This window comes from Mycolicibacterium frederiksbergense (assembly GCF_012223425.1).
Classification (GTDB): domain Bacteria; phylum Actinomycetota; class Actinomycetes; order Mycobacteriales; family Mycobacteriaceae; genus Mycobacterium; species Mycobacterium frederiksbergense.
This window is the reverse complement of the sequence record NZ_CP038799.1, coordinates 3,428,690-3,453,813: the sequence shown is the minus strand read 5'-3', so window position 1 is coordinate 3,453,813 and position 25,124 is coordinate 3,428,690. Positions and strand designations below refer to the sequence as shown.

General features: G+C 68.4%; 29 protein-coding genes. 19 read left to right on the top strand and 10 right to left on the bottom strand.

Annotated features, from left to right (window positions below):
* Window positions 1–68 precede the first annotated feature (68 nt).
* Window positions 69–428 carry an Rv2640c family ArsR-like transcriptional regulator gene (locus tag EXE63_RS19715; RefSeq protein WP_168143316.1) on the top strand — a complete coding sequence of 120 codons (360 nt, stop codon included), beginning with the start codon at window positions 69–71 and terminating at the stop codon, window positions 426–428.
* Here the strand turns inward: EXE63_RS19715 and mshD are convergent.
* Window positions 393–1,334 (bottom strand): mycothiol synthase, encoded by a 942-nt coding sequence (gene mshD / locus EXE63_RS19710; protein WP_168143315.1) that lies wholly within the window; start codon window positions 1,332–1,334, stop codon window positions 393–395. The two genes, EXE63_RS19715 and mshD, sit on opposite strands and share 36 nt — an antisense overlap.
* Window positions 1,331–2,131, bottom strand: a complete 801-nt coding sequence (locus EXE63_RS19705; RefSeq protein WP_168143314.1) for a winged helix-turn-helix transcriptional regulator — start codon at window positions 2,129–2,131, stop codon at window positions 1,331–1,333. The genes mshD and EXE63_RS19705 overlap by 4 nt, the downstream gene beginning before the upstream one ends.
* Window positions 2,132–2,298: 167 nt before the next feature.
* Here EXE63_RS19705 and lmeA point away from each other — a divergent pair, with 167 nt between their 5' ends.
* The 7 genes from lmeA to EXE63_RS19675 all read left to right on the top strand — a co-directional run bounded on the left by lmeA (window position 2,299) and on the right by EXE63_RS19675 (window position 6,200).
* Complete coding sequence (gene lmeA, locus EXE63_RS19700; protein WP_168143313.1) at window positions 2,299–3,114, top strand: mannan chain length control protein LmeA; 816 nt, start codon at window positions 2,299–2,301, stop codon at window positions 3,112–3,114.
* The gene (locus EXE63_RS19695) at window positions 3,111–3,533 is read left to right on the top strand and encodes a thioredoxin family protein (RefSeq protein WP_168143312.1); all 423 of its coding nucleotides are present in this window, start codon (window positions 3,111–3,113) and stop codon (window positions 3,531–3,533) included. The genes lmeA and EXE63_RS19695 overlap by 4 nt, the downstream gene beginning before the upstream one ends.
* A complete protein-coding gene (locus tag EXE63_RS33500) occupies window positions 3,533–3,655 on the top strand; it encodes an Ms5788A family Cys-rich leader peptide (RefSeq protein ID WP_366515282.1) in 123 nt (40 codons plus the stop codon). Before EXE63_RS19695 ends, EXE63_RS33500 begins: the two co-directional genes overlap by 1 nt.
* 88 nt (window positions 3,656–3,743) lie before the next feature.
* Window positions 3,744–4,193, top strand: coding sequence for a DUF4395 domain-containing protein (locus tag EXE63_RS19690; protein ID WP_168143311.1), 450 nt, complete (start codon window positions 3,744–3,746; stop codon window positions 4,191–4,193).
* Window positions 4,194–4,228: 35 nt separating this feature from the next.
* The gene (locus tag EXE63_RS19685; protein ID WP_105364832.1) at window positions 4,229–5,062 is read left to right on the top strand and encodes a sulfurtransferase; all 834 of its coding nucleotides are present in this window, start codon (window positions 4,229–4,231) and stop codon (window positions 5,060–5,062) included.
* A gap of 1 nt (window position 5,063) precedes the next feature.
* Window positions 5,064–5,366, top strand: a complete 303-nt coding sequence (locus EXE63_RS19680; protein ID WP_168143310.1) for a DUF1416 domain-containing protein — start codon at window positions 5,064–5,066, stop codon at window positions 5,364–5,366.
* Between the two features lie 180 nt (window positions 5,367–5,546).
* Window positions 5,547–6,200, top strand: a complete 654-nt coding sequence (locus tag EXE63_RS19675) for a heme-binding beta-barrel domain-containing protein (protein ID WP_168143309.1) — start codon at window positions 5,547–5,549, stop codon at window positions 6,198–6,200.
* Between the two features lie 264 nt (window positions 6,201–6,464).
* On the opposite strand, the gene EXE63_RS19670 is transcribed toward EXE63_RS19675, so the two are convergent.
* Window positions 6,465–7,256, bottom strand: a complete 792-nt coding sequence (locus EXE63_RS19670) for an aminodeoxychorismate lyase (RefSeq protein ID WP_210000835.1) — start codon at window positions 7,254–7,256, stop codon at window positions 6,465–6,467.
* A gap of 52 nt (window positions 7,257–7,308) precedes the next feature.
* Between EXE63_RS19670 and ygfZ the strand changes: the two genes are divergently transcribed.
* The gene (ygfZ, locus tag EXE63_RS19665; protein WP_168143307.1) at window positions 7,309–8,388 is read left to right on the top strand and encodes a CAF17-like 4Fe-4S cluster assembly/insertion protein YgfZ; all 1,080 of its coding nucleotides are present in this window, start codon (window positions 7,309–7,311) and stop codon (window positions 8,386–8,388) included.
* A 131-nt stretch (window positions 8,389–8,519) separates the two neighbouring features.
* Window positions 8,520–8,702 carry a DUF3073 domain-containing protein gene (locus tag EXE63_RS19660; RefSeq protein WP_105363494.1) on the top strand — a complete coding sequence of 61 codons (183 nt, stop codon included), beginning with the start codon at window positions 8,520–8,522 and terminating at the stop codon, window positions 8,700–8,702.
* A 28-nt stretch (window positions 8,703–8,730) separates the two neighbouring features.
* Here the strand turns inward: EXE63_RS19660 and purM are convergent, their stop codons facing one another.
* A complete protein-coding gene (purM, locus tag EXE63_RS19655; RefSeq protein ID WP_168145664.1) occupies window positions 8,731–9,807 on the bottom strand; it encodes a phosphoribosylformylglycinamidine cyclo-ligase in 1,077 nt (358 codons plus the stop codon).
* Window positions 9,808–9,946: 139 nt separating this feature from the next.
* Here purM and EXE63_RS19650 point away from each other — a divergent pair, with 139 nt between their 5' ends.
* Entirely contained in the window at window positions 9,947–10,375 is a 429-nt protein-coding gene (locus EXE63_RS19650) for a cupin domain-containing protein (protein ID WP_168143306.1), read from the top strand.
* A 141-nt stretch (window positions 10,376–10,516) separates the two neighbouring features.
* Window positions 10,517–11,428, top strand: a complete 912-nt coding sequence (locus tag EXE63_RS19645) for an NAD(P)H-binding protein (protein ID WP_436277757.1) — start codon at window positions 10,517–10,519, stop codon at window positions 11,426–11,428.
* A 26-nt stretch (window positions 11,429–11,454) separates the two neighbouring features.
* Here the strand turns inward: EXE63_RS19645 and purF are convergent, their stop codons facing one another.
* Window positions 11,455–13,005 carry an amidophosphoribosyltransferase gene (gene purF / locus EXE63_RS19640; protein WP_168143304.1) on the bottom strand — a complete coding sequence of 517 codons (1,551 nt, stop codon included), beginning with the start codon at window positions 13,003–13,005 and terminating at the stop codon, window positions 11,455–11,457.
* Between the two features lie 159 nt (window positions 13,006–13,164).
* Between purF and EXE63_RS19635 the strand changes: the two genes are divergently transcribed.
* Window positions 13,165–14,463 carry a DoxX family protein gene (locus EXE63_RS19635; protein WP_234904188.1) on the top strand — a complete coding sequence of 433 codons (1,299 nt, stop codon included), beginning with the start codon at window positions 13,165–13,167 and terminating at the stop codon, window positions 14,461–14,463.
* On the opposite strand, the gene EXE63_RS19630 is transcribed toward EXE63_RS19635, so the two are convergent.
* Entirely contained in the window at window positions 14,460–14,840 is a 381-nt protein-coding gene (locus EXE63_RS19630) for a sterol carrier family protein (RefSeq protein WP_168143302.1), read from the bottom strand. The genes EXE63_RS19635 and EXE63_RS19630 overlap by 4 nt on opposite strands.
* Window positions 14,841–14,857: 17 nt before the next feature.
* On the opposite strand from EXE63_RS19630, the gene EXE63_RS19625 reads away from it, so the two are divergent.
* Both EXE63_RS19625 and EXE63_RS19620 read left to right on the top strand, forming a co-directional pair.
* A complete protein-coding gene (locus EXE63_RS19625; RefSeq protein WP_168143301.1) occupies window positions 14,858–16,072 on the top strand; it encodes an MCE family protein in 1,215 nt (404 codons plus the stop codon).
* 41 nt (window positions 16,073–16,113) lie between these two features.
* The gene (locus EXE63_RS19620) at window positions 16,114–16,536 is read left to right on the top strand and encodes a PPOX class F420-dependent oxidoreductase (protein WP_168143300.1); all 423 of its coding nucleotides are present in this window, start codon (window positions 16,114–16,116) and stop codon (window positions 16,534–16,536) included.
* Here EXE63_RS19620 and EXE63_RS19615 read toward each other — a convergent pair.
* Genes EXE63_RS19615 through EXE63_RS19605 form a run of 3 tightly spaced genes read right to left on the bottom strand, consistent with a single transcriptional unit; the run spans window position 16,533 to window position 20,936 of the window.
* Window positions 16,533–18,257 carry an alpha/beta hydrolase gene (locus tag EXE63_RS19615; protein ID WP_168143299.1) on the bottom strand — a complete coding sequence of 575 codons (1,725 nt, stop codon included), beginning with the start codon at window positions 18,255–18,257 and terminating at the stop codon, window positions 16,533–16,535. The genes EXE63_RS19620 and EXE63_RS19615 overlap by 4 nt on opposite strands.
* Entirely contained in the window at window positions 18,254–20,551 is a 2,298-nt protein-coding gene (gene purL / locus EXE63_RS19610) for a phosphoribosylformylglycinamidine synthase subunit PurL (protein ID WP_168143298.1), read from the bottom strand. Before purL ends, EXE63_RS19615 begins: the two co-directional genes overlap by 4 nt.
* A gap of 37 nt (window positions 20,552–20,588) precedes the next feature.
* A complete protein-coding gene (locus EXE63_RS19605) occupies window positions 20,589–20,936 on the bottom strand; it encodes a VOC family protein (protein WP_168143297.1) in 348 nt (115 codons plus the stop codon).
* Window positions 20,937–21,013: 77 nt separating this feature from the next.
* On the opposite strand from EXE63_RS19605, the gene EXE63_RS19600 reads away from it, so the two are divergent.
* Entirely contained in the window at window positions 21,014–21,400 is a 387-nt protein-coding gene (locus tag EXE63_RS19600; RefSeq protein WP_168143296.1) for a nuclear transport factor 2 family protein, read from the top strand.
* 13 nt (window positions 21,401–21,413) lie between these two features.
* A complete protein-coding gene (locus EXE63_RS19595) occupies window positions 21,414–22,019 on the top strand; it encodes a hypothetical protein (protein ID WP_234904187.1) in 606 nt (201 codons plus the stop codon).
* On the opposite strand, the gene EXE63_RS19590 is transcribed toward EXE63_RS19595, so the two are convergent.
* Window positions 22,016–23,269: a M18 family aminopeptidase gene (locus EXE63_RS19590; protein ID WP_168143295.1), complete on the bottom strand. Its 1,254-nt coding sequence runs from the start codon at window positions 23,267–23,269 to the stop codon at window positions 22,016–22,018. The two genes, EXE63_RS19595 and EXE63_RS19590, sit on opposite strands and share 4 nt — an antisense overlap.
* A 50-nt stretch (window positions 23,270–23,319) precedes the next feature.
* Here EXE63_RS19590 and EXE63_RS19585 point away from each other — a divergent pair, with 50 nt between their 5' ends.
* Window positions 23,320–24,330, top strand: coding sequence for a Dyp-type peroxidase (locus EXE63_RS19585; protein ID WP_168143294.1), 1,011 nt, complete (start codon window positions 23,320–23,322; stop codon window positions 24,328–24,330).
* Window positions 24,327–25,124: a family 1 encapsulin nanocompartment shell protein gene (locus EXE63_RS19580; protein ID WP_168143293.1), complete on the top strand. Its 798-nt coding sequence runs from the start codon at window positions 24,327–24,329 to the stop codon at window positions 25,122–25,124. Before EXE63_RS19585 ends, EXE63_RS19580 begins: the two co-directional genes overlap by 4 nt.

Below are 25,124 nucleotides of genomic sequence, written 5' to 3'. Positions count from 1 at the left end.
AATTGGCGCGCCGACATCAGGATGCCACCTTTTCGACATATGTCAATGCAGTGGGTAGAGTTGTCGTCATGCCGAAGTCACTACCGCTACTCGACATGTCCGCGCCGGTGTGTTGCGCACCCGTGGCCGCGGGCCCGTTGGGCGATCAGGCGGCGCTGGAAATCGCCCTGCGCCTCAAGGCTCTCGCCGACCCGGCGCGGGTCAAGCTGATGTCCCTACTGTTCAGCAGTTCGGCCGACGAGGAGAACAGCAGCGATCTCGCCCGCGCCCTCGGGCTTGCCGAGTCGACCGTCAGCCATCACCTCTCCCAGCTTCGGAAGGCGGGCCTGGTGGAGTCTCAGCGGCGGGGCATGAGTGTGTTTCACACGGCGCGCCGGGACGCCGTCGCAGCGCTATGCGCGGTGCTCGATCCCCACTGCTGCACCTGAGCTGCCGGCATAGGCGACATCGGCGCTGTAGACGACAAACCCCAGCCGCCGATAGGTTTTCACCGCGGCGGTGTTGTCGCCCTCCACGTACAGCGTGACGTCGGCCTCGGGGCCCAGTCGCGCGGCAAGATGATGCAGCCCCAGCAACGTCAGCTCGGCACCGAGGCCGCGTCCCTGCGCGTCGGGGTCCACACCGACGACGTACACCTCACCGAGATCCCGGGAATGGACCTTCGTCCAGTGAAAACCCAACAGCCGCGGCCCTTCGAAGGCCAGGAACAGTCCGGCGGGATCGAACCACGATTCGGCGCGGCGCTCGTCGATGTCGGCCTCGGTCCAGCCACCCTGCTCGGGATGCCAGGAGAAGGCAGCGTTGTTGACCCGCAGCAACTCGGCATCGTCGCCGGGGCCGGCGTAGGTGCGGATCTCGTGCGTCCCGGCGGTAGCCGCCTTACCCGTCGCTTCGCTCGCCCCGGAAGGCCTACCCGTCGCTTCGCTCGCCCCGGAAGGCAGGTCGTTGAGCGGGCGGCGCATCTGCAGTAACTCCCGGACCGGGTGCAGGCCCAGCCCGGAGGCCAGGCCCCGGGCGGCCGGTAGATCTCCGTGCGCCCAGATCCGGGTCTGCGGCCCGCCCTCGGCAAGCCCGGTGCGGACCAACTCGGTCCCGATACCGCGGCGCCGCGCGTCGGGATGGACCACGGCCTCCGCCATACCGGGCGCGAGGTTCAGATAGCCGAGCACCGCGTCCCCGTCGCGGGCGAGCAGGTGCCGGGTGTCGTCGCGGGCCAGCTCACGCAGTACCTGATCGCCGACCGGGGCGACGCCGTCGCGTGCGGTCGCCGACGTGACGATGTCGGTGATCCCGGCCCGGTCCGTGGCGGACAGCCCGGTGCGCCATTCGATCACTGGCTGTGCAGCGGGCCGAACGAACCTGCGGCCGAAGCGAAGTCGGATTCGCCGAGGTCCCCGTCGAGTTCCCCGTCGTAGTCGTCGGTGTCCTCGAGTTCATCGGCCGGCGGGGCCGGCGTGCGCCCGCGCGCGGGCCGAACCGCCTTATACCCGACATTGCGGACGGTCCCGATCAACGCTTCGTACTCCGGCCCGAGCTTGGCACGCAGCCGCCGCACGTGCACATCGACGGTGCGGGTGCCGCCGAAGAAGTCATACCCCCAGACCTCCTGCAGCAGCTGGGCACGCGTGAACACCCGGCCCGCGTGCTGGGCGAGGTACTTGAGGAGTTCGAACTCCTTGTAGGTGAGGTCGAGCGGGCGCCCGCGCAGCCGCGCGGTGTAGGTGCCCTCGTCGATGACGAGCTCGCCGAGCGTCACCTTGCCCACGCTCTCCTGATCGGCGACCCCGCCGCGACGACCGACCAACAGCCGCAGCCGCGCGTCGATCTCGGCGGGCCCGGTGCCGGGCAGCAGGATCTCGTCGAGTCCCCATTCCACGTTGACGGCGACCAGGCCGCCTTCATTCACCACGGCCACCACGGGGATCGAGGTCCCGGTGGTGCCCAGCAGACGACACAGGCCACGCGCGGCGGCCAGGTCGGTGCGCGCGTCGACGATCGCAATGTCGGCGGTTCCGGCTTCGAGCAGGGAAGATACTTCGGTCGGTGCCGTCCGCACGTTGTGCGCCAGCAGCGAAAGCGAAGGCAGCACGGTGTCCGGGTGCGGGTCAACGGTCAGAAGTAATAGTTCCAAAATGTCCTCCTGAGTCCTGGATCATCCCCGGGACATCGGTGTCGGAGGTCATCTTCCAGATTCATGGTTGACACGTGGCCGTTACGACCGACGATCGCCTAACAATACCGTGCTACCTGCTGGTTAGCAGACCGGAACCGATAGGTGTCCGTTCGGCGGCCCGGTGCGTGCGACAGAATGTGGCAGTGCGCAAGCTGCTGACCGGTGTCCTCGCCACCATCCTGGCGGTGGTGCTCGGCGCCGTCGGAACCGATTTCGGCGCGGCCATCTACGCCGAATACCGGCTGGCCCGCAGCGTGCGCACCGCCGCGCAGCTGCACTTCGACCCGTGGGCCAGCATCCTGGGATTCCCGTTCATCACCCAGGCACGCGCGCATCATTACCGTGAGATCGAGATCCGCGCCAACGGCGTGCCGCACCCGGTCACCGGCAGGGTGTCGTTGGAGGCGACGCTGCACTCGATCGACCTGGCGGACTCGACCTGGCTGATCGGCCCGGACGCAACCCTGCCGGTCGGCGTCGCCGAGGCCCGGATCATCATCGACTCGACGCACGTCGGAAAGTTCATGGGCATCAAGGACCTGTTGGTCGAGGCACCGACCCGGGAAACCGAGGACGGCCTCAAGGGCGTCACCGAGTCGGGCATCTCCAGCGGCAAGGATCTGGTGTTCACCGGCACCCCGACGGCCGCGGACCTGGACGAGCGGGTCAGCGTCGCGGTGGACCTGACCGTCGCCGATCCCGACGGCAGCACGCTGGTCCTGACCGCGACCGGGGTACTGACCGGACCCGGCACCGCGGACGAGGCGGTACCCGAGGACAAGACCGCCGCCGTGCTGAAGGCATTCAGCACCCGGATACCGGGTCAGCGGCTGCCGTTCGGCCTGACACCCACGACCGCGGGCGCCCGCGGGTCGGACATCATCGTCGAGGGCATCACGGAGGGACTAACCGTGCGACTGGACGAGTTCAGACAGTCATGAACACCTCGCTGACGCTCGTCATCGTGATCGTGATCGCGGTGCTCGGCATCGGGTACCTGGTGGGCAAGATGATCACGCTGCGGTCGGGGATGTTGCGGGCAGCGGCCGAAGCGTCCGATATCGACACCAGCGGGCTCGGCCTCTCCACCACCGGACCGACCATCCTGCACTTCACCGCAACGTGGTGCGGCCCCTGCGCGGCGGTGCGCCGGGTGGTCGATCAGGTGTGCGCCGACCTTCCGGCGGTGGCCCATGTCGAGATCGATATGGACCAGAATCCCGAAGCTACGCGCCGGCTTTCGGTGTTGTCCCTGCCGACCACCATCATCTTCGACGGCGACGGGCGCCCGCGGTACCGGACCACCGGCGTCCCGAAAGCCGCTGACCTGCGCTCGGCGCTCGAACCGCTATTGGCTTGATGGCGGTGCCTACAGGTATTGTGTACGTCGTGACCGCCCGTCTTGAGCTTCTGCTCACCAAACGCCGCGCAGTCGATCTGTGCCGCACCGCGGGTTGTTGCTGTTGTTGTCGTAGCTGCTGATAGCCGCGCCCTCATCTTGGTGCGCCGCTTTCACCCGGCGCCTTCGTGGCCTGCCAGCCCAGCCCAGCCAAGCAACAGGAGCATTCACATGTCAGCCGATACCGACCAGGTGGACGTCCGCGGACCCCGGTTCGTCGCCTGGATCACCACTGCTGTCCTGATCGTCACCCTGCTCGCCTCGTCGGTGAGCATGCCCGTCGCCGCCGCCATCCTGGGTCTGCAGACAGTGGTTTTCGCCATCGGTGCCGCGCGGGGTCCCCGGCGACATCCCTACGGCGCGGTGTTCGCCACGTTCATCGCACCCCGGTTGAGCCCCGTCACCGAGCGCGAACCGGTCGCTCCGCTGCAGTTCGCACAGCTGGTCGGATTCGTCTTCGGAGCCGTCGGCACCGTCGGCTTCGCACTCGATGTTGCGCCGGCCGGCCTGATCGCCACCGGCTTCGCACTGTTCGCCGCATTTCTCAACGCCGCCTTCGGCATCTGCCTGGGCTGCCAGATCTACCCGCTCGTCGCGCGGTTCCGCCGCGTTCCCGCCTGACCTTCACGCACCACACAACCGAAAGGAACCACTTCATGGCACGCTCCGACGTCCTGGTCTCCACCGACTGGGCCGAGAGCAATCTCGACGCGCCGAAAACGGTCTTCGTCGAGGTCGACGAGGACACGTCCGCCTACGAGGGCGGTCACATCCAGGGCGCCGTGCGCCTGGATTGGAAGACCGAGCTGCAGGATCAGGTGAAGCGCGACTTCGTCGACCAGCAGCAGTTCTCGAAGCTGTTGTCCGACAAGGGCATCGCCAATGACGACACCGTCATCCTGTACGGCGGCAACAACAACTGGTTCGCCGCCTACGCCTACTGGTACTTCAAGCTGTACGGGCACGAGGACGTCAAGCTGCTCGACGGCGGGCGCAAGAAGTGGGAGCTCGACGGGCGCCCCCTGGTGACAGAAGTCGCGGCCCGTACTGCTACTTCGTACAGTGCCGCGGCGCCCAACAACGACATCCGCGCTTTCCGCGACGAGGTCATCGCCGCGATCGGTGAGAAGAACCTGGTCGACGTCCGCTCCCCCGACGAGTTCTCCGGCAAGATCCTTGCCCCGGCGCACCTTCCGCAGGAGCAGAGCCAGCGCGCCGGCCACATCCCCACCGCCATCAGCGTGCCGTGGAGCAAGGCGGCCAACGAGGACGGCACCTTCAAGTCCGACGAGGACCTGGCGAAGCTGTACGCCGAGGCCGGTCTGGACGGCGACAAGCTGACCATCGCCTACTGCCGCATCGGTGAGCGTTCCTCGCACACCTGGTTCGTGCTGCAGGAGCTGCTGGGTCATAAGAACGTCAAGAACTACGACGGTAGTTGGACGGAATACGGCTCCCTCGTGGGCGCCCCGATCGAGTTGGGAAGTTGATATGTGCTCTGCACCGAAGCAAGGACTGACGTTGCCCGCCGGCGTCGACCTGGAGAAGGAAACGGTCATCACCGGCCGCGTCGTGGACGGCTCCGGCCAGACCGTCGGCGGTGCGTTCGTGCGCCTGCTGGACGGCTCGGACGAGTTCACCGCGGAGGTCGTCGCGTCGGCCACCGGTGACTTCCGGTTCTTCGCCGCCCCCGGCAACTGGACGCTGCGTGCGCTGTCCCCCGCCGGCAACGGCGATGCCACCATCGCCCCCACCGGTGCCGGCATCCACGAGATCGACGTCAAGGTCGCTTAGGCCGAGGACGCTTCAGTCACTCCACCGTCACCGCGCTCGAGCCTCGACTCGAGCGCGGTGACCTCTGGCGGTTAGGATCATCCCCGTGGTTCTGTTCTTCGAATTCCTGCTCGTGGTGGCCGTCGTCGTCATCACCTGGTTTGCGCTGTACGCCGTCTATCGGCTCGTCACCGACGAGGGGTGAGCTCCGACAGCGACGCAGTTCCCGGCTCTGGTGACCGGGCGGTCGCCTCTGCGCTGGAGCGGGCCAAGATCACCGCGGCCCGCAACATTCCCGCCTTCGACGATCTGCCGATCGCCGCGGACACCGCGAATCTGCGCGCGGGCGCCGACCTGCATCCCGCGCTGCTGGCCCTGTTGCCGCTCGTCGGTGTGTGGCGTGGCGAGGGCGAGGGCCGCGACGCCGACGGTGACTACCGTTTCGGCCAGCAGATCATCGTCTCCCATGACGGCGGCGACTACCTGAACTGGGACTCCCGGTCCTGGCGGTTGAACGCGGACGGTGACTTCCAGGCCCCCGATCTCCGCGAGACCGGGTACTGGCGGTTCGTCAACGACCCCGCCGATCTCGACGAAAACCAGGCCATCGAGTTGCTGCTCGCCCATTCGGCGGGCTTCGTCGAGCTGTTCTACGGCAGCCCGCTCAACCAGGCATCCTGGGAGCTGGCCACCGACGCACTGGCCCGCAGCAAGTCCGGCGTGCTCGTCGGCGGCGCCAAACGGCTCTACGGAATCGTCGAGGGCGGTGACCTCGCCTATGTCGAGGAGCGGGTGGACGCCGACGGCGGCCTGGTGCCGCACCTGTCGGCTCGGCTGGTCCGCTACATCGGCTGACCGGCCCCGGACATGGAGCAGCCCCCGAGCCGTTGTTCCTGGTTGGACAAACCAAGGGCTCGGGGGCCGGGTGGCTGCTTGGAATTCGCCAGCGCTCGCAGGATGCACGATGCGCATGTGCGAAAGAGCCAAGAGCTCCGTCACACTCCTGGTGCTGCTAGCTAGCAGCCACCTCACTTGTCCGTATGTCACTCAATTTCTCGGACCACCTCCTCTCCTGTGTACGAGCGACCGTACTCCCGAAACCGTGACCCGACAACCGATTTAGCGCCACATCGCGAGCTCCACCAGACGGGCCAGCTCGCCGGCGGCCGGCGCCGGCGGCAGCACCACCCCGTCGAGGGTGTGCACGCGCGCGCTGAGCGTCACCGAGGACAGCAGCCAAATCCCTTCGGCAGCAATAAGATCCGGCACGCGCAGCGGGCGGTAGGCGGTGCGCGGCGCGATCTCGAACAGCGCGCCGACCGTGGTGCCGGCCAGGATCGGCATCGTCGGCGGCGGGCTCAGCAGGGTTTCGCTCTGGGCGATCACCACCGAGGAGCGCGGCCCCTCCAGCACCCACCCGTCGTGGTCGACGAAGATCGCGTCGCCGGCGCCACGGCGCGCCGCCTCCTGCAGCGCCGCGACATTGAGCGCATAGGACAACGACTTGGCACCCGTCAGTGCACTGCGCGGACCGGGGTTCAGCGTCACCGCCGCCACCCCGTCCCGGCGGGCGGCGACGACACGGGCCGGCACCGCGGACACGGCCACGAACGACGCATCCCGCCCGTGCACCAGCCGCAGCACGCCGTCGGCGGCGCCACCATCCCCGGCAGCCCAGTGAGCTGCCGCGATATCCACCGCCGCGCGCCAGCGGGCCGCGTCCGGCCCGGGCAGGCCGGCGACCGCCGCGGAGCGGACCAGGCGTGCCAGATGGGCTTCCAGCAGACACGGACGGCCGGCGCGCAGCAGCGTGGTCTCGAAGACACCGTCACCGTGGGTCAGTAGCGGGTCCACGGCCCGCACCAGCGGGGCCGCGGGCCTGTGCCGGACGCCGTCGAGATCCACCACCACATCCGCGGATCGGGCAGCCATGGCCCGAGCGTAACCGCCGTAAGGTGGCGGTATGTCTGCAGTTCCCGCACCTGAAACCGGACCCGACGCCGGCGCCGTCTGGCATTTCGGCGACCCGCTCGGCGAGCAACGCGCCGCGGAGGGCGCCGCCGTCGTGGTGGACCGCTCGCACCGCGCGGTCCTGCAACTGACCGGTCCGGCGCGCCGCAGCTGGTTGCACACCATTTCCAGCCAGCACGTCAGCGACCTACCCGACGGGGCTGTCGCACAAAATCTGAGCCTGGACGGGCAGGGTCGTGTCGAAGATCACTGGATCCAGACCGAGCTCGACGGGGTCACCGTGCTGGACACCGAACCGTGGCGCGGCGAACCGCTGCTGGCCTTCCTGCACAAGATGATCTTCTGGGCCGATGTCACCGTCGAACCCGCCGACCTGGCGGTGCTCTCACTGCTGGGCCCCGGCTTGTCCGGGCCCGACGTGCTGAGGGCTCTCGGGGTCGAGGCACTGCCCGCCCCGTGGACCGCGGTACCGCTGCCCGCGGGCGGATTCCTGCGCGGCACCCACCCCGGCGAATACGATCTGCTGGTGCCGCGGGCAGCCAAGGACGACTGGATCGCCGCGCTGACCGCCGCGGGCGTCACCAGGGCCGGCGTGTGGGCCTATGAGGCGCACCGGGTGGCCGCCATCCGCCCGCGACTGGGCATAGACACCGATGAGCGCACCATTCCGCACGAGATCGGCTGGATCGGCGGCCCCGGTGTGGGTGCAGTGCACCTGGACAAGGGCTGCTATCGCGGCCAGGAGACCGTCGCACGCGTCCACAATCTCGGGAAACCGCCCCGGATGTTGGTGCTCGTGCACCTGGACGGGTCCGCAGACCGTCCGGCGACCGGCGATCCGCTGCTGGCCGGAGGCCGCGCGGTGGGGCGGCTGGGCTCCGTCGTCGACCACGTCGACGACGGCCCGATCGCCTTGGCGCTGGTGAAACGAGCACTGCCCGCCGGTACCGAGCTGACCACCGGTGGCGAGTCGGCGGTGGCGGCGGTGATCGATGCGGACTCGGTCCCGGACGTCGACGGCGTCGGTGCGGGACGGCTGGCGGTGGAGCGCCTGCGCAGCGGAGGCGGTTAGAACCGCGGCAAGGAAGGGCCTACCAGCGGCCCGGCGCGGGGCACGGTAAAGTGTTGGCAGGACAATTAGACACACACAGATCGGAGCCGCCTGCATGTCGGGCCGCTCCGTTATTGCGCGAGGGGGTCCCAATGGGCCGCGGCCGAGCTAAGGCAAAGCAGACCAAGGTTGCTCGTGACCTGAAATACAACACGCCGGAGACTGATTTCGAGCGGCTTCAGCGCGAGCTGTCCAACAGCAGCGCCGCCGACGACTTCAACACCAGCGACGGTCCCTCCGACCGCTACGCCGACGAGGACGACTGGCGGCGCTGACCGCCCGGCGGCCCGCCGCGTGTTCCTCTCAGAACCGCGGATGCTGCCCGACGAGCTGAGCTCGCACCCCATCCTTGGTGCCCTTTGCGACGGTTCCGACCGTCCAGCAGGCCAGGTGGCGTGCGGTGAGAATCGCCAACGCGCGGTCGGTGTCCTCCGGCGCGACGATGGCGACCATGCCGACGCCCATGTTGAACGTCTTCTCCATCTCGGCGCGCTCGATGCGCCCGCGCTGGGCGATCATGCCGAAGACGGGTGCCGGGGTCCAGGTGCCGCGGTCCACCTCGGCCACCAGGCCGGGCGGGATGATGCGTTCCAGGTTGCCCGCGAAACCGCCACCGGTGACGTGGCAGAAGGTGCGCACATGGGTCTCGGCGGCCAGCGCCAAGCAGTCCTTGGCGTAGATGTAGGTCGGCTCGAGCAGTTCTTCACCGAGCGTGCGACCGAACTCCTCGACATGACCCGAGAGGTCCATCCGGTCGATCTCCAGGAGCACCTTGCGGGCCAGCGAGTAACCGTTGGAATGCAGTCCGGTCGAGGCCATCGCGATGATCACGTCTCCGGGCTTGACCCGCTCCGGGCCCAACACGTTGTCGGCCTCGACGACACCGACGCCGGTGGCCGAGATGTCGTAGTGGTCGGGCTCCATCAGCCCGGGATGCTCGGCGGTCTCGCCGCCCAGCAGGGCGCACCCGGCGAGCACGCAACCGTCGGCGATGCCTGAGACGATCGCGGCGACCCGTTCCGGCACGGTACGGCCGACGGCGATGTAGTCCTGCAGGAACAGCGGCTCGGCGCCACACACCACCAGGTCATCGACCACCATGGCGACCAGGTCCAGGCCGACGGTGTCGTGCTTGTCCATCGCCTGGGCGATGGCCAGTTTGGTGCCGACGCCGTCGGTCGAGGACGCCAGCAGCGGCTCGCGATAGCCATCTCGCAGGGCGAACAGCCCGGCGAACCCACCGAGGCCACCGCGGACCTCGGGCCGGGTGGCCTTCTTGGCAAGGGGTTTGAACAGCTCGACGGCGCGATCGCCCGCCTCGATATCCACTCCGGCGGTTGCATACGAGATGCCGTGTTGTTCGGCGCGGCCTTTACCCATGGTCACCGGCTCGCCAGTCGAAGCTCGCTCATCGTGCCCAAGGTTACCGGTCGCACCCCGCGCACCGCATGGGCGGTGACCTCAACGCTTTCTCCCGAGTACCGCCGCGAGCGCGCGCACTGTGACACCGTGACCGTTCATGACAGCAATTCGCTCCTTGGCACTGGCCGCCGTCGCCTGCGCGGCGCTGGTTCCGGCGCCGGCCGCGTCCGCGACACCCAGCGTCGGCGTCGAGGCACGGATCTTGTCCCAATCCACCTCGGACGGTCAGGACTTCATCACCAAGGAGCTCACCATCGCCCCCGGCGGGAGCACCGGCTGGCATTGGCACCCGGGCCAGGTGTACGGCGTGATCCGGGCCGGCACGCTGACCCACTACGGGGCGGACTGCGACATCGACGGCGTCTATCCGACCGGCGGTGCGATCACCGAGCAGAGCGGTCCCGGGTATGTCCACCTCGGCCGAAACCTCGGACCCGACCCGCTGGTGATGTGGGTCGGCTATATCGATCCGGCGGGTTCTGCGCAGGCCAACCCGGTCCCCAACCCGGGTTGCCCGTTTGAGTGAGCCGCACCCGGGTATCCAGATCCGCGTCGGCTCCGAATACCTCATGAGACGCCGTCATGAATCGGAGGACCCGTGCCGGATACGAACCCACGCTGCTTGGTGACCGGTGCGACAGGCTATATCGGCGGAAACCTGGTGCCGATGCTGCTGGAACGCGGCTACCCGGTGCGTGCGCTGGCCCGCACCCCCGCGAAGCTGGACGACCGCCCCTGGCGGGACCGCATCGAGGTGGCCCGCGGGGACCTCGGTGACCCCGACTCGTTGACCGCAGCCTTCGAAGGCATCGACGTCATCTACTACCTGGTGCACTCGATGGGCACCTCGAAGGACTTCGTCGCCGAGGAAGAGCGCTCGGCACGCAATGTGGTGGCTGCGGCCAAGAGCGCCGGCGTGCGCCGCATCGTCTATCTCAGCGGTCTGCACCCCGAGGGCATCGAGCTGTCGCGCCACCTCAAGTCGCGCGCGCTGGTCGGACAGATCCTCATCGAGTCGGGTATCGAGACCGTGGTGCTGCAGGCGGGCATCGTGATCGGGTCGGGTTCGGCCTCGTTCGAGATGATCCGTCACCTCACCGACCGGCTGCCCGCGATGACGACCCCCAAATGGGTGCACAACAAGATCCAGCCGATCTCGGTCGCCGATGCGCTGCACTACCTCACGGAGGCCGCAACGGCACCGGTGCCGTCGTCGCGGACCTGGGATATCGGGGGGCCCGATGTGATGGAGTACGGCGACGCGATGCAGGGTTACGCCGATATCGCGGGCCTGCGACCGCGCGTGATCGTGGTGCTCCCGTTCTTGACCCCGACGATCGCGAGTTGGTGGGTCGGACTGGTCACGCCGATCCCGTCGGGTCTGGCCCGGCCACTGGTCGAATCACTGGAATGCGATGCAGTGATGCACGAGCACGATATCGACTCGGTGATCGCGCCACCGGCCGGCGGTCTGACCGGCTATCGGGACGCGGTCCGGGAGGCGCTGGCCCAGGACGGCACGGGAACCCGTGGCGGCAAACGCCATCTGCTGCGGTTCAGCCCGGCGGCGCCGGAGTAGTCAGGGTCGCCGCGACCGCGGTGCCGTCAGGGTCGCCGCAGCGCGTCGGCGTTGTCGCCGCCCGCCTTGACCGATTCCAGCGGGATGCCGTTGCGTGCCGCATTGGCCAGCATGTGCTCGATGACGTTCTTGCCCAGCGCGGTCTCGCCGGGCAGCTCGATCGGGTAGTTGCCGTCGAAGCATGCCGAACACAGCCGGGTGGCCGGCTGTTCGGTCGCCGCGACCATGCCGTGGTGGCTGATGTACCCGAGGGTGTCGGCGCCGATCGCGCGCCGCACGCCTTCGAGCATCTCGTCCTCGTCGGCGGAGTTGCTCGCCGCGTTCGCGATCAGTTCGGCCGGGGTGGCGAAATCGATACCGTAGAAACAGGGCCACTTCACCGGCGGGGAGGCGATCCGCACGTGCACCTCGAGCGCACCCGCCTCGCGCAGCATCCGGATGAGCGCCCGTTGGGTGTTGCCGCGCACGATCGAGTCATCGACCACGATCAGCCGTTTACCGCGGATGACTTCCTTGAGCGGGTTCAGCTTCAGCCGGATGCCCAGCTGACGGATGGTCTGCGAGGGCTGGATGAAGGTGCGGCCGACGTAGGCGTTCTTCATCAGCCCCTGGCCGTAAGGGATGCCCGAACCCTGCGCATACCCGACCGCGGCCGGTATCCCCGACTCCGGGACACCGATCACCAGATCGGCCTCCACCGGGTTCTCGGCGGCCAGTCGGCGTCCGATGTCGACGCGGGTGGCGTGTACGGAACGGCCGCCGATGACGCTGTCGGGCCGGGCCAGATAGACGTACTCGAAGACGCAGCCCTTGGGGGTGGGGTTGGCGAAGCGGGTGGAGCGCACGCCGTCGGCGTCGATGGCCAGCAGCTCGCCCGGTTCGATATCGCGGACGAACGAGGCGCCGACGATGTCCAGGGCCGCGGTCTCGGAGGCGACCACCCAGCCGCGGTCCAGCCGGCCGAGCGACAGCGGGCGCACGCCGTGTGGATCGCGGGCGGCGTAGAGGGTGTTCTCGTCCATGAAGGTCAGGCAGAACGCGCCACGCACGGTGGGCAGCAGTTCCAGTGCGGCCTGCTCCAGCGTGGAATCGGCGGCGCCGTGCGCCAGCAGCGCGCCCAGGATGTCGGAGTCGGTGGTGGCTGCCGGGGCGCCGCGGGTCTCGATCAGCCCCGCGTCGCGGGCCCGGGTGGCCAATTCGGCGGTGTTGACCAGATTGCCGTTGTGGCCCAACGCCACCCCGGTTCCTGCGGCGGTGTTCCGGAAGACCGGCTGGGCGTTCTCCCAGGTGGTCGAGCCGGTGGTGGAGTAGCGACAGTGCCCGACCGCGACATGGCCGTGCATGGCGGCCAGGGTCTGCTCGTCGAATACCTGGCTGACCAGACCGAGGTCCTTGAACACCAACACCTGGGAGCCGTCGGCGACGGCGATGCCGGCCGCCTCCTGGCCACGGTGCTGTAGCGCATAAAGGCCGTAATAGGTGAGCTTGGCCACATCCTCGCCCGGGGCCCAGACGCCGAAGACGCCGCATTCCTCTTTTGGCTCGTTCTCTTCCGGCACGACAGGCTCGAAGGTCACGATGGCTGCTCCCTGGGGGCTGTGGGTGACGTGGCCCAGTCTACGGTCATCCGGCCCGAATAACTCAACCGGACGCCGGTTTTCGTCGTCCCCTGAGCCAACCGCAGAGCCGGGGGTCTACATTCCCACCGACTACCGTGGGGCGACGTGTGGCATCCAGTGACGCGCGTCGCATTCCGGTTCTGCTTCCTGTACTTCGGATTGTTCTGTCTGTGGTTCGCCCAGATCACCTACGCGTTCGCCGGCATCCTGGCGATCTGGCTGCCCGCGGGCGCGGTGATGTGGCAGATGCTGCTGACCGCGCCGGCCACCGGCTGGATGGGCCGCACGCTGTTCGGGGTCGACGCGACCCTGCGTCCCGGGTCGGGCAGCGGGGACCAGGCCGCGATCTGGGTGTCCATGGCCTGCCTGCTGCTGATCGCGCTCATCGGTACCGCGGTGTGGTCGGTGCTGGACCGGCGGCGCACCCAGTACACCAAGCTGGCCGCCTGGTTCACCGTCTTCCTGCGGTTGTGCCTGGGCGGGCAGATGCTGTTCTACGGTTTCGCGAAGCTCATCCCCACCCAGATGCCTGCCCCGCCACTGTCGGCACTGCTACAGCCGTTCGGGCAGTTCAGCCCGATGTCGGTGCTGTGGCTGCAGGTCGGCAGTTCGCATCCCTACGAGATGGCGCTGGGCGCGGTGGAGGTCGCCGCGGGACTGCTGCTGTTCTGGCCCCGGACCGCGGTGCTGGGCGCGCTGCTCAGCGCGCTGAGCATGGGGCAGGTCTTCCTGATGAACATGGCCTTCGACGTGCCGGTGAAGATTCTGTCCTCCCACCTGCTGCTGATCAGTCTGGTGCTGCTCGCACCTCATCTCCGACGGCTGGCCGATGTTCTTGTGCTGGAACGCCGTTCGGAACCGGTGCGTGCACCGCAGCTGTTCACCGGGCAGCGCACCAACGGTATCGCGACGGCCGTGCAGGTGGGTCTGGGCATCTGGGTCAGCATCGGTCTCGTCGTCGTGGGCTGGCAGTCCTGGCATGAGTACGGCGACGGACGGCCCAAGCCGGAGCTGTACGGCATCTGGGCGGTCTCCGAGTTCAGCGTCGATGGGCGGGTGGCGCCCCCGCTGACCACCGATCGGTTCCGGTGGAACCACCTCGTCGTCGACCGGCCCGGGTTGATCACCTTCCAGCTGATGGACGGCACGCTGCGGGACGCGCCCGCGCAGGTGGACGGCGGGCACCTCACGGTCACCGCGCCGCTGCCGCCGCCGGACGGGAAGACCGCCGTCGTGCCGGATCCGGCGCCGTTCGCCGACTTCCGCGTCACCCATCCGGCACCGGACCGCCTGGAGCTGGCCGGGCAGTTGGAGGGACGCCCCGTCAGCATGTCGCTGCGCGAGGTCGACCTGTCGAGCTTCACGCTGCGCAACCGTGGGTTCCACTGGGTGCAGGAGTATCCGTACTTCCGTTAGGAATCCAGCGTCAGCAGCGGCAGCCAGTGGGCGATCTCGGCGGCGCGTGAACCCGACATGTGCAGCGCCGGCGCGTCGAGGCCGATCAGCCCGGTGACCAGCAACAGCCAGCTGCGCGGATCGGTTTCCACGACATTGGGAGGTGTGCCCCGGGTGTGCCGGGGCCCTTCGATGCACTGCACCGCCACGAACGGCGGGACCCGGACCTCGACGCTGGCGCCCGGCGCCATCGCGGCCAGCGTGCGCGCGGTGAGGCGCACCGCGGCGGCCAGCTCGTCACGCGCCGGTGCCGGCGCGGACTCGTCGCGCAACCACTGCGCCACCGCGAGCACCGCGGCGCGTGTCTCTGCCGGATCCGCAGTGCGACGGGCCACCATCGGTTTAGTGTCGCAAAGTGGCTGTCGTCGACCGTGCGGCACCGCCGTACAAGACGGTCGGCGCCATCGCCCTGATCCTGCTGATCGTCGGCGCCGCGCTGATCTGGGGACAGTTCCGAGGCGATTTCCGCTTACGCACCGATCTCACGCTGATATCGCCGCGGGCCGGGTTGGTCGTCGACCCGGGATCCAAGGTGACGCTCAACGGTGTGGAGATCGGCCGGGTCGGCGACATCACGGCGACCAGCATCGCGGGTAGTCCGCATGCCCGGCTGACGCTGCAGGTCGACCCGAGGTATCTTCACCTCATCCCGGCGAACGTCAGTGCCGACATCAACGCCAGCACCGTGTTCGGCAACAAGTACATCGCGCTGCGCTCACCGGAAAACCCTTCACCCCAACGGATGACGGCCGGCACCGAGATCACCGCGACCTGGGTGAGCACCGAGTTCAACACCCTCTTCGAGACGCTCATGGCGATCTCGGAGCGCGTCGACCCGGTGAAGCTGAACCAGACCCTGACCGCGGCGGCACAGGCGCTCGACGGGATGGGCACCAGGTTCGGCGAGTCGGTGACCGACGGCAACGCGATCCTGGAACGCCTCAACGCCCAGATGCCGCGGTTCCGACGTGATCTGCGCGGCCTGACCGCACTGGCCGATAGCTACGCCGACGCCGCACCCGATCTGTTCGACGGACTCGCTGCGGCCGCACTGACCGCAGCGACCCTGCACGATCAGCGCGCAGCGGTCGACGACGCGCTCATGGCGGCCATCGGAATCAGTGGTACCGCCGGTGACATCCTGGACCGGGGCGGCCCGTACCTGGTCCGTGGTGCGCAGGACCTGATCCCCACCTCCGAATTGTTCGACTACTACAGCCCACAACTGTTCTGCACCATTCGCAACTACCACGACGCCGCCCCGCTGATGGCCGAGGTGTTCGGCGGTGACAACGGGTACTCGCTGGCCTCGGCGGGCACGATCTTCGGCATGGGTGTGCCCAATACCTATGTGTTCCCGGACAATCTGCCGCGGGTGAATGCCCGCGGCGGGCCGGGCGGGCGACCGGGGTGCTGGCAGAAGATCACCCGCGAGTTGTGGCCGGCACCGTATCTGGTGATGGACACCGGGCTGTCGATTGCGCCCTACAACCACTTCGAGCTGGGCCAGCCGATCTTCACCGAGTACGTGTGGGGCCGCCAGATCGGTGCGCCCACCATCAATCCCTGAGCCCTTGACCTCAACGTACATTGAGGTTCTACGGTGGCGGCATGTCCATGAAACCGCACGAGATCGATTTCCTGAACCGGACCGATCTCGGCCGCCTCGCGACCGTACAACGCAACGGCACACCCCAGAACAGTCCGGTCGGATTCAGCTACAACGCCGATCTGGGCACCATCGACATCGCCGGGTACCGCATGTCGGCCAGTCAGAAATGGCGCAACATCGCACACCACCCGAAGGTGGCGTTCGTGGTGGACGATATCGCCTCCCGCGATCCGTGGCGGGTGCGCTGCCTGGAGATCCGGGGCACCGCCGAGCAGGCCTGGACGCAACCCGCCGCGGGCAAGTCCGGAGACGAGCTCGACGCCGGCATCATCAGGATCACCCCCACCCGCATCATCAGCTTCGGGATCGACGACCCGGACACCGATCCGCACGAGCTGGTGGCCGATATCCGAGACGTCTAGATCTCCGGGCCGTCCACGCCCGCTTTGTCATCCAGGTCGTGGCGGATGCGCTCGGTGTCGGCCGGCGTCCACCCATCCGGTGCGGCGATGGCCACCAGACCGTCGAGCACGGTGTCGGAGTAGTTGTGCCCGTGGCCTTCCGGCACCCCCGCCGCATTCGTCATATCTGCGCTGACCTGCCAGAACGTCACGATCGGGTACCAGCGCATGGACGCGGTCCGGTCGGCACCCGGCGGCTCCCGCAGCCAATCCGGCCGGGAGAACAGCAGATTCGGCGACCACCAGACGATGGGGTCGGAAGCGTGCTGCAGGAACAGCACCCGGGTGCCGCTCCACGGCGGGGCGGCGACCCGCTGCACGTCGGACGGGTCGGCCGCCTGCGAGAAGCGCACCGTGCTGCCGTTGTCGTAGCGCGGTTCGACCTCCGGGGTGCCCGGGTCGCGGCGCAGCACCAGCCCGCTCCACAACGAGCTCTCGTGTGGCGGACCGACCCACAGCACCCCCGAGAAGTCCATCTCGGCGATATCGGGTAGCCAGCCGAAAGCGCCCTGACCGGCGTAGGAGCCCAGGCTCTCGCCGTACAGCACCAGTTTCGGCCGGTCGTTCTCCGGCAGCTCCGACCACCGCCGGTGGATACCGTCGATCATCATCCGGGCCGACTCGACGGACTTCTGCCGGTCGCCGAGGAACGAAATCCAGCTGGGCAGATACGAATACTGCATGCCGACCAGTGCGGTGTCGCCGTTGTACATGGACTCGACGGCGCGCGCGGCGACCGGGTTGACCCAGCCCGTGCCGGTCGTCGGGATGATGACGAGCAGTTCGCGCTCGTAGGCCCCGGTGCGTTCCAACTCGCTGAGCAGTACCGCCATCCGGCTCTCGTCGGTGTCTGCGGTCTGCAGCCCGGCGTACACCCGGATCGGCTCCAGCGCGGGCGCACCGTTGAGCCGGGTGAGCTCGGCGGCGCGCGGCCCGCCCGCCACGAAGTTGCGCCCCTGAAAGCCGAGCGAATCCCAGGACGCGAATGATGTTGGACTACCGGATTTCTCGGGCTCCATCGGCTGGACGACACCAGCCATGCTGGTGGAGTTCTGCGGCTGGAAGACCTGGCTGGCGCCCAGCAGGAACCCGCGGTACAGCACGCCGTTGACCGTCATCACGAACAGCACCGCGATGATCGCGGTGCCGATGAAGAAGGCCACCTCGCTGTGCAGCCGCCACCGGCGGATCAGCAGGCGGGCGATGAGCTTCACCAGATCGGCCAGCACACGCCACACGGCGATGCAGGCCGCACCGACCAGGACGGCCAGCAACACCGTCCGCAGATAGCCCAACGTAGCCGGACCCTCGATGCCCATCAGCGCGGATACCTGGCGCTGCCACCGGGCGGCCGGGATCACGATGAACACGGGCACCGTCAGCGCGCCCGCCACCACCACGACCTTGGCCACCCGCAACGCCGATGTGCTCGGCGGCCACCACGACCGGTCCCGTAACACGAAGCGGTGCAGCACTTTCCGAATCAACACGCCTATTCCGTAACCGATGGCGGCGTTGATACCGCCGATCAGCCCGGCGAACAGCCAGTCCCTGGGCAGCAGCGACGGGGTCAGGGACAGGCAGAAGAACAATGCGCCGACGGGTATGCCGACGAAATCGAGTCGGACCAGACTCCAGGCCCACACCAGTAACGGGTGCCGGAATGTGGTCCGGTCAATCACCCGAACAACCCGGGCAGCACGCCCTCGGAGGTGGCCCGCAGTTCGGCGAGCGTCACGGTGAACTGGCCCTGCACTTCGATCGACTGGCTACCTTCGTCGGACACGCCGATGCGGGTCACCGGCAGGCTACGCGCCTCGCACATGGCCCGGAACCGGCTCTCCTCGGTACGCGGTACCGCGACCAGGACGCGGCCCGCCGACTCGGAGAAGAGGTAGACGAACGGGTCCACACCTTCGGGCAGCACCACGCGGCTGCCGGTCTCCCCCGCCAGGGATGCCTCGATGACGGCCTGGATGAGCCCGCCCTCGCTCAGATCGTGTGCGGCCGAGACCAATCCGTCCCGTGAGGCCGCGGTCAGCACCTCGGCCAGCAGCTTCTCGCGCGCCAGGTCGACCTGCGGTGGCACGCCACCGAGGTGGTCGCCGGTCACCTGCGCCCAGATCGAGCCGTCGAACTCGTCGCGGGTGTCACCGAGCAGTAGCAACGTCTCGCCGGGTTCGTTGCCGAGTCCGGTCGGGATGCGGCGGGTGACATCGTCGATGACGCCCAGCACACCCACCACCGGGGTGGGCAGGATCGGTGTACTGCCGGTCTGGTTGTAGAAGCTGACATTGCCACCGGTAACCGGAATCCCCAGCGCCGCACACCCGTCGGCGAGCCCGCGGACCGCCTGGGAGAACTGCCACATGACACCCGGATCCTCCGGCGAGCCGAAGTTCAGGCAGTTGGTGACCGCGACGGGGGTGGCGCCGGTGACGGCGACATTGCGGTAGGCCTCGGCCAGCGCCAGCTGGGCACCGGCGTAGGGGTCGAGCTGGGTGTAGCGCCCGGATGCGTCCGTCGAGATCGCGACGCCGCGCCCGGTGGCCTCGTCGATGCGCAGCACGCCCCCGTCGGCATGCTCGGCGAGCACGGTGTTGCCGCGCACGTAGCGGTCGTACTGTTCGGTGATGAAGGCCCGGCTGCACAGGTGCGGGCTGCCCAGCAGCGCAAGCACGGTCGCCTTGAGCTCGTCGCCGGTGGCCGGCCGGGGCAGCTTGGCCGAGGTGTCCGCGATCAGCGCGTCCTGGGTGTCCGGCCGCGCGACGGGCCGCTGATAGACCGGGCCCTCGTGGGCCACCGTGCGCGGCGGCACGTCCACGACTGTCTCACCGTGCCAGGTGATCTCGAGGCGGTCACCGTCGGTGACCTCTCCGATGACACTGGCCAGCACATCCCACTTGCGACAGACGGCCATGAACTTGTCCACGTTCTCCGGTGTCACCACCGCGCACATGCGCTCCTGGGACTCCGAGGACAGGATCTCCGCCGGGGTCATGTCGGCGGCGCGCTGGGGTACCGCTTCCAGCTCCACCCGCATGCCGCCGTCGCCGGCGGACGCCAGTTCCGATGTGGCACAGGACAGTCCGGCACCACCGAGATCTTGGATGCCGACCACCAGGTCGGCGGCGTAGAGCTCCAGGCAGCACTCGATGAGCACCTTCTCCATGAACGGATCGCCGACCTGCACCGCGGGAAGCTTCTTGCGCCCGGGGCCGGATCCCTCGTCACCGCCGAAGGTCTCGCTGGCCAGCACGCTCACGCCGCCGATGCCGTCCAGGCCGGTACGGGCGCCGAACAGGATGATCTTGTTGCCGGTGCCGGACGCGAAGGCCAGGTGCAGGTCCTCCTTGCGGAGCACACCGACGCACAGCGCGTTCACCAGCGGGTTGCCCGCGTAGGACGCGTCGAAGACGGTTTCACCGCCGATGTTGGGCAGGCCCAGCGAGTTGCCGTAGCCGCCGATGCCGCGGACCACGCCGTCGAGCACGCGACGGGTGTCGGGGGCGTCGGCGGCGCCGAAGCGCAGCTGGTCCATCACGGCGACCGGGCGGGCGCCCATCGCCATGATGTCGCGGACGATGCCACCGACACCGGTGGCCGCGCCCTGATACGGCTCCACGTAGGACGGGTGGTTGTGCGACTCGACCTTGAAGGTGACCGCCCAGCCGTCGCCGATGTCCACCACGCCGGCGTTCTCACCGATACCGGCCAGCATCCCGGCCCGCATCTCGTCGGTGGTCGTCTCACCGAAGTAGCGCAGGTGCACCTTGGAGGACTTGTAGGAGCAGTGCTCGCTCCACATCACCGAGTACATGGCCAGTTCGGCATCGGTGGGGCGGCGGCCCAGGATCTCGCGGATGCGCTGGTACTCGTCATCCTTGAGACCCAGCTCACGGAAGGGCTGAGGTTGGTCGGGGGTGGCGGCTGCCCGCTCGACGGTATCGGTCTGTGCAGTGGGCTCCAGCGTCACGCGAACAGTCTAGTGAAGCGGGCAAACCGAGCCGAAGTTAGCCGCCGGAGACGCAGAAGGCGTTGCCTTCCGGGTCGGCCAGCACCACCCACTGGAACTCGTCGCCGAAGCTGTTGCGCCCGGTCTCGGTAGCGCCGAGAGCGACCAGCCGGGCAACTTCGGCCTCCTTGTCCGCGGAATGGAAGTCCAGGTGAACCTTGTTCTTTCCCGGAGTCGGGTCGGGTACCCGCTGGAAGCCCAGCGCGGGCCGCCCCTCGCTGGTGACCATGACGAATTCGCCTGGCGCCACGGCGTTCACGTCACCGCCGGCCGCCTTGGACCACCAGTCGGCGAGACCGTCGGGATCCACACAATCGAACGTGATCATCTCCACACTCAATGCCATGGCCCAACCCTAGGACAGGGCACCGACTACCTCCCGGGTAATTGAGGATTCGTCCCCGCCCCCGCAGGCTGTCGGGCATGACACAGACACCCACCGCACCGAAGTTCACCGCCGACACCTGGGCGGCGTTCTGGACCGCGCCCGATCCCGCCCGGGTGGCCGGGCTGCTGGCCGAGGACATCGTCGGGCACTGGCCCGATGCCCCGTCGCCGGTGCGTGGGCGCACCGCCTACGTCGGCAAGATCGCCGAGCTGGTGACCGCCGTCCCCGACCTGCGGCTGACGCTGGTGGACAGCGCGACGGTCCCGGGCCCCACTGCGGGCGAGGAGCTGGTGTTCCTGCACTACACCGGCACCGGGACGACCGCATCCGGCCCGATCACGATCCGCGGGATGGACCGGGTGCGCACCCGCGACGGGATCGTGGTGGAGAACGTCATCCGCTACAGCGCTTCGGAGATCTAGGCACAATCGACATGTGCGCACACGACTTGCCTTCAGCGGCCACATCGCCGGCTTCGGGACCGATGCGGGTATCCGGATGGTGGTCGGCGTGTGGCAGTCCTCCCCGTTCGGGGCCTTCGCCGATGTGATGGTCCAGACCGCCGACGATCAGCGGCTGTTGCTCGCACCCACCACGGAGGTCGCCGAGTTCGTCTCGGACACTTACGCGTTCGACGACGTGCGGGTCGGCGCGGTCACCGCGGAGCTGGCGGCCGATCGGCTCACCGTCACCGCGGCGGACCTCGATGTCACCGTCGAGCTGGGCGGCCCGGCACGGTTCGACCGGCTGCTGCGCCTGGTTCCCGGGCCACTGGCGAGCGCACCGTGGTGGCTGCGGGTCATCAATCCGGTCGCCGGGCTGCTGGCGCCGGGAGTGCACACCGCCGGAACCGCGGGCGGCGGGCGACGCGAGTACTACGGGGTGCGACGCTCGCGGCGCATCGCTGCACTGTCCGGGCGGTTCGGCGAGGTGCCGCTGGGCCGGCTGGCCGACCTGGATCCGCCGGTGCGGTTCGGGTTCTCCTCGGCCCCCACCGACCCGCAGCTGGTGGCGGTCACCACCACCATCGACATGCCTTAGGCGGGAGCCAGGAAGGCCGCCAGCGCCGCCGAGTACGCCGCGACATCGGCCGCACCCATCACCTCGCGGGCCGAGTGCATGGCCAGCTGCGCGGCGCCGACATCGACGGTCGGGATGCCGGTGCCCGCCGCGGTCATCGGCCCGATGGTGGACCCGCACGGCAGATCTGCGCGGTGCTCATAGCGCTGCAGCGGCACGCCGGCCTGCCGGCAGGCCAGGGCGAACGCCGCCGCCGTCCGGCCGTCGGTGGCGTAGCGCAGATTCGGCTGCACCTTGAGCACCGGGCCGCCGTTCACCGCGATCTGATGGCCGGGCTCGTGTCGCTCCGGATAGTTGGGATGGGTGGCGTGCGCCATGTCCCCCGAGGCCACCATCGACGCGGACAGCCTGCGCAGGAAGTCCTCCCGCCCACCGCCGCCGGCCAGGGTGATGCGCTCCAGCACCGTCAACAGCAGATCGGACTGGGCGCCGTGATCGGACTGCGAGCCGACTTCCTCGTGGTCGAACAGCGCCAGCACCGGTACGTGCGCGGTGGCGGGCGCGGCCAGCAGCGCTTCCAACCCTGCATAGCAGGTGGCCTGGTTGTCCAGCCGCGGTGCGCTGATGAAATCCCCGTCGGCCCCGGTGATCGCCGATGCGGTGAGGTCGTGGGTCATCAGGTCGAAGCCGAGCACCGCGGACTCGTCGACCCCGGCCCGCTCGGCGACGTAGCCGAGGAAGGACCGTCGGTCGCCGACTCCCCAGACCGCGTTGACGTGGCGCTGCGGGTCGAGGCTGACACCCTTGCGGTCCTCGGAGAGATGGATGGCCAGCTGCGGGACCCGCAGGATCGGGTCGTCCATGCGGACCAGCCGGTGGTCGACAAGACCCTCCGCGGAGACCACCGACAGCCGGCCGCTGATCCCGAGGTCGCGGTCCAGCCAGGAGTTCAGCCACGCTCCGCCGTAGGGCTGCAGCGCCACCACCTGCCAGCCGGCGATCACCCGGTCCGGGTGCTGCTTGACGCGCAGGTTCGGACTGTCGGTGTGCGCGCCGACGATCCGGAACGGCACCTCCGGGGTGGTGGAGTCCCACGCCACCAGTGAACCCGCGCGGATGGTGAAGAATCTGCCCGCGGCGGGCCAGGCGTCCGCCTCGAACAGTTCGCGGTACCCCGCGGCCGTCAGCCGCTGCGCCGCGGTGGCGCACACGTGGTACGGCGACGGCGAGGCGTCGATGAACTCACACAGACCCTGGGGGCTAGCTGCCATCTTTGTATCTTGACCCGCGCAGCGAAGGCCGGTGGCGCTAGGGTCACTTTGTGCCGGATCCGCTGCCGCAACAGATAGTCGATCCGTTGACGTCGGCGGCCATCTTTCTGGTCGCCACGATCGACGACGGCGGCGAGCAGACCGTCCACGACGCGCTACCCGAGATCTCGGGCATGGTCGGCGCCATCGGATTCCGCGACCCGAGCAAGAAGCTGTCGGTGGTGACATCGATCGGCTCGCCGGCCTGGGACCGATTGTTCGCCGGGCCCCGGCCTGCCGACCTGCATCCGTTCATCGCGCTGACCGGGCCGCGCCATCACGCCCCGGCCACCGCGGGGGATCTGCTGTGGCACATCCGCGCCGAGACCATGGACGTCTGTTTCGAACTCGCCGGCCGCCTCATGGAGGCGATGGCCGGGGCGGTGACGGTCGTCGACGAGGTGCACGGCTTCAACTATTTCGACAACCGCGATCTGCTCGGTTTCGTCGACGGCACCGAGAACCCCACCGGTGCGACCGCCGACAACGCCACCATGATCGGCGACGAGGATCCCGATTTCGCGGGCGGCTGCTACGTGCACGTTCAGCGCTACGTGCACGACATGTCGGCCTGGCGGGCGTTGTCGGTCGACGAGCAGCAGAACGTGATCGGGCGCACCAAGTTCGACGATATCGAGATGGACGACGACGTGAAGCCGGCCAATTCGCATATCGCGCTGAACGTCATCACCGACGAGGACGGCAAAGAGTTGAAAATCGTGCGCCGCAACATGCCCTACGGCACCGTCGGCAAGGGCGAATTCGGCACCTACTTCATCGGTTATTCGCGCACACCGGCGGTCACCGAGCGGATGCTGACCAACATGTTCATCGGCAGCCCACCCGGTAACACCGACCGGATCCTGGATTTTTCCACCGCCGTCACCGGCGGGATGTTCTTCGTCCCCACCGTCGATTTCCTGGATGACCCGCCGCCCCTTCCGATCCCGGAAGCCCCGGCCGAAGTCCGGGCGTCGGATTACTCACTTGCGATCGGCAGCCTGAAAGGAACCCCGCAATGAACAACCTGTACCGCGACCTCGCCCCCATCACCGAGTTGGCCTGGGCCGAGATCGAGCAGGAGGCCACCCGGACCTTCAAACGTCATATCGCGGGCCGCCGGGTGGTCGACGTCAGCGAGCCCGGCGGCTCAGTGACCGCCGCCGTGAGCACCGGACACCTGCGCGATGTCGATTCCCCCGGCGACGGGGTCATCGCGCATCTGCGGGAGTCCAAGCCGTTGGTGCGGTTGCGGGTGCCGTTCAGCGTGGGCCGCCGCGACGTCGACGATGTGGAGCGCGGTTCGCAGGACTCGGACTGGGATCCGGTCAAGGACGCCGCCAAGAAGCTGGCGTTCGCCGAGGACCGCGCGATCTTCGAGGGCTACGAAGCGGCCTCCATCGAGGGCATCCGCAAGTCGAGTTCGTGCCCGAATCTCGCACTGCCCGCCGATCCGCGGGAGATGCCCGACATCATCAGCCAGGCGCTCTCAGAGCTGCGACTCGCCGGTGTCGACGGGCCCTACAGCGTGCTGCTCTCCGCCGACGTGTACACACAGGTGAGCGAGACCACCGTCAACGGCTATCCGATCCGCGAGCATCTCAACCGGCTGGTGGGCGGCGAGATCATCTGGGCGCCGGCCATCGACGGTGCGTTCGTGTTGTCCACCCGCGGAGGCGATTTCGATCTGCAGCTGGGCACCGACGTGTGCATCGGCTACCTGTCCCACGATGCCGACAGCATCCAGCTGTACCTGCAGGAGACCTTCACGTTCCTGTCCTACACCGCGGAGGCCTCGGTCTCGCTGAACCGCTGA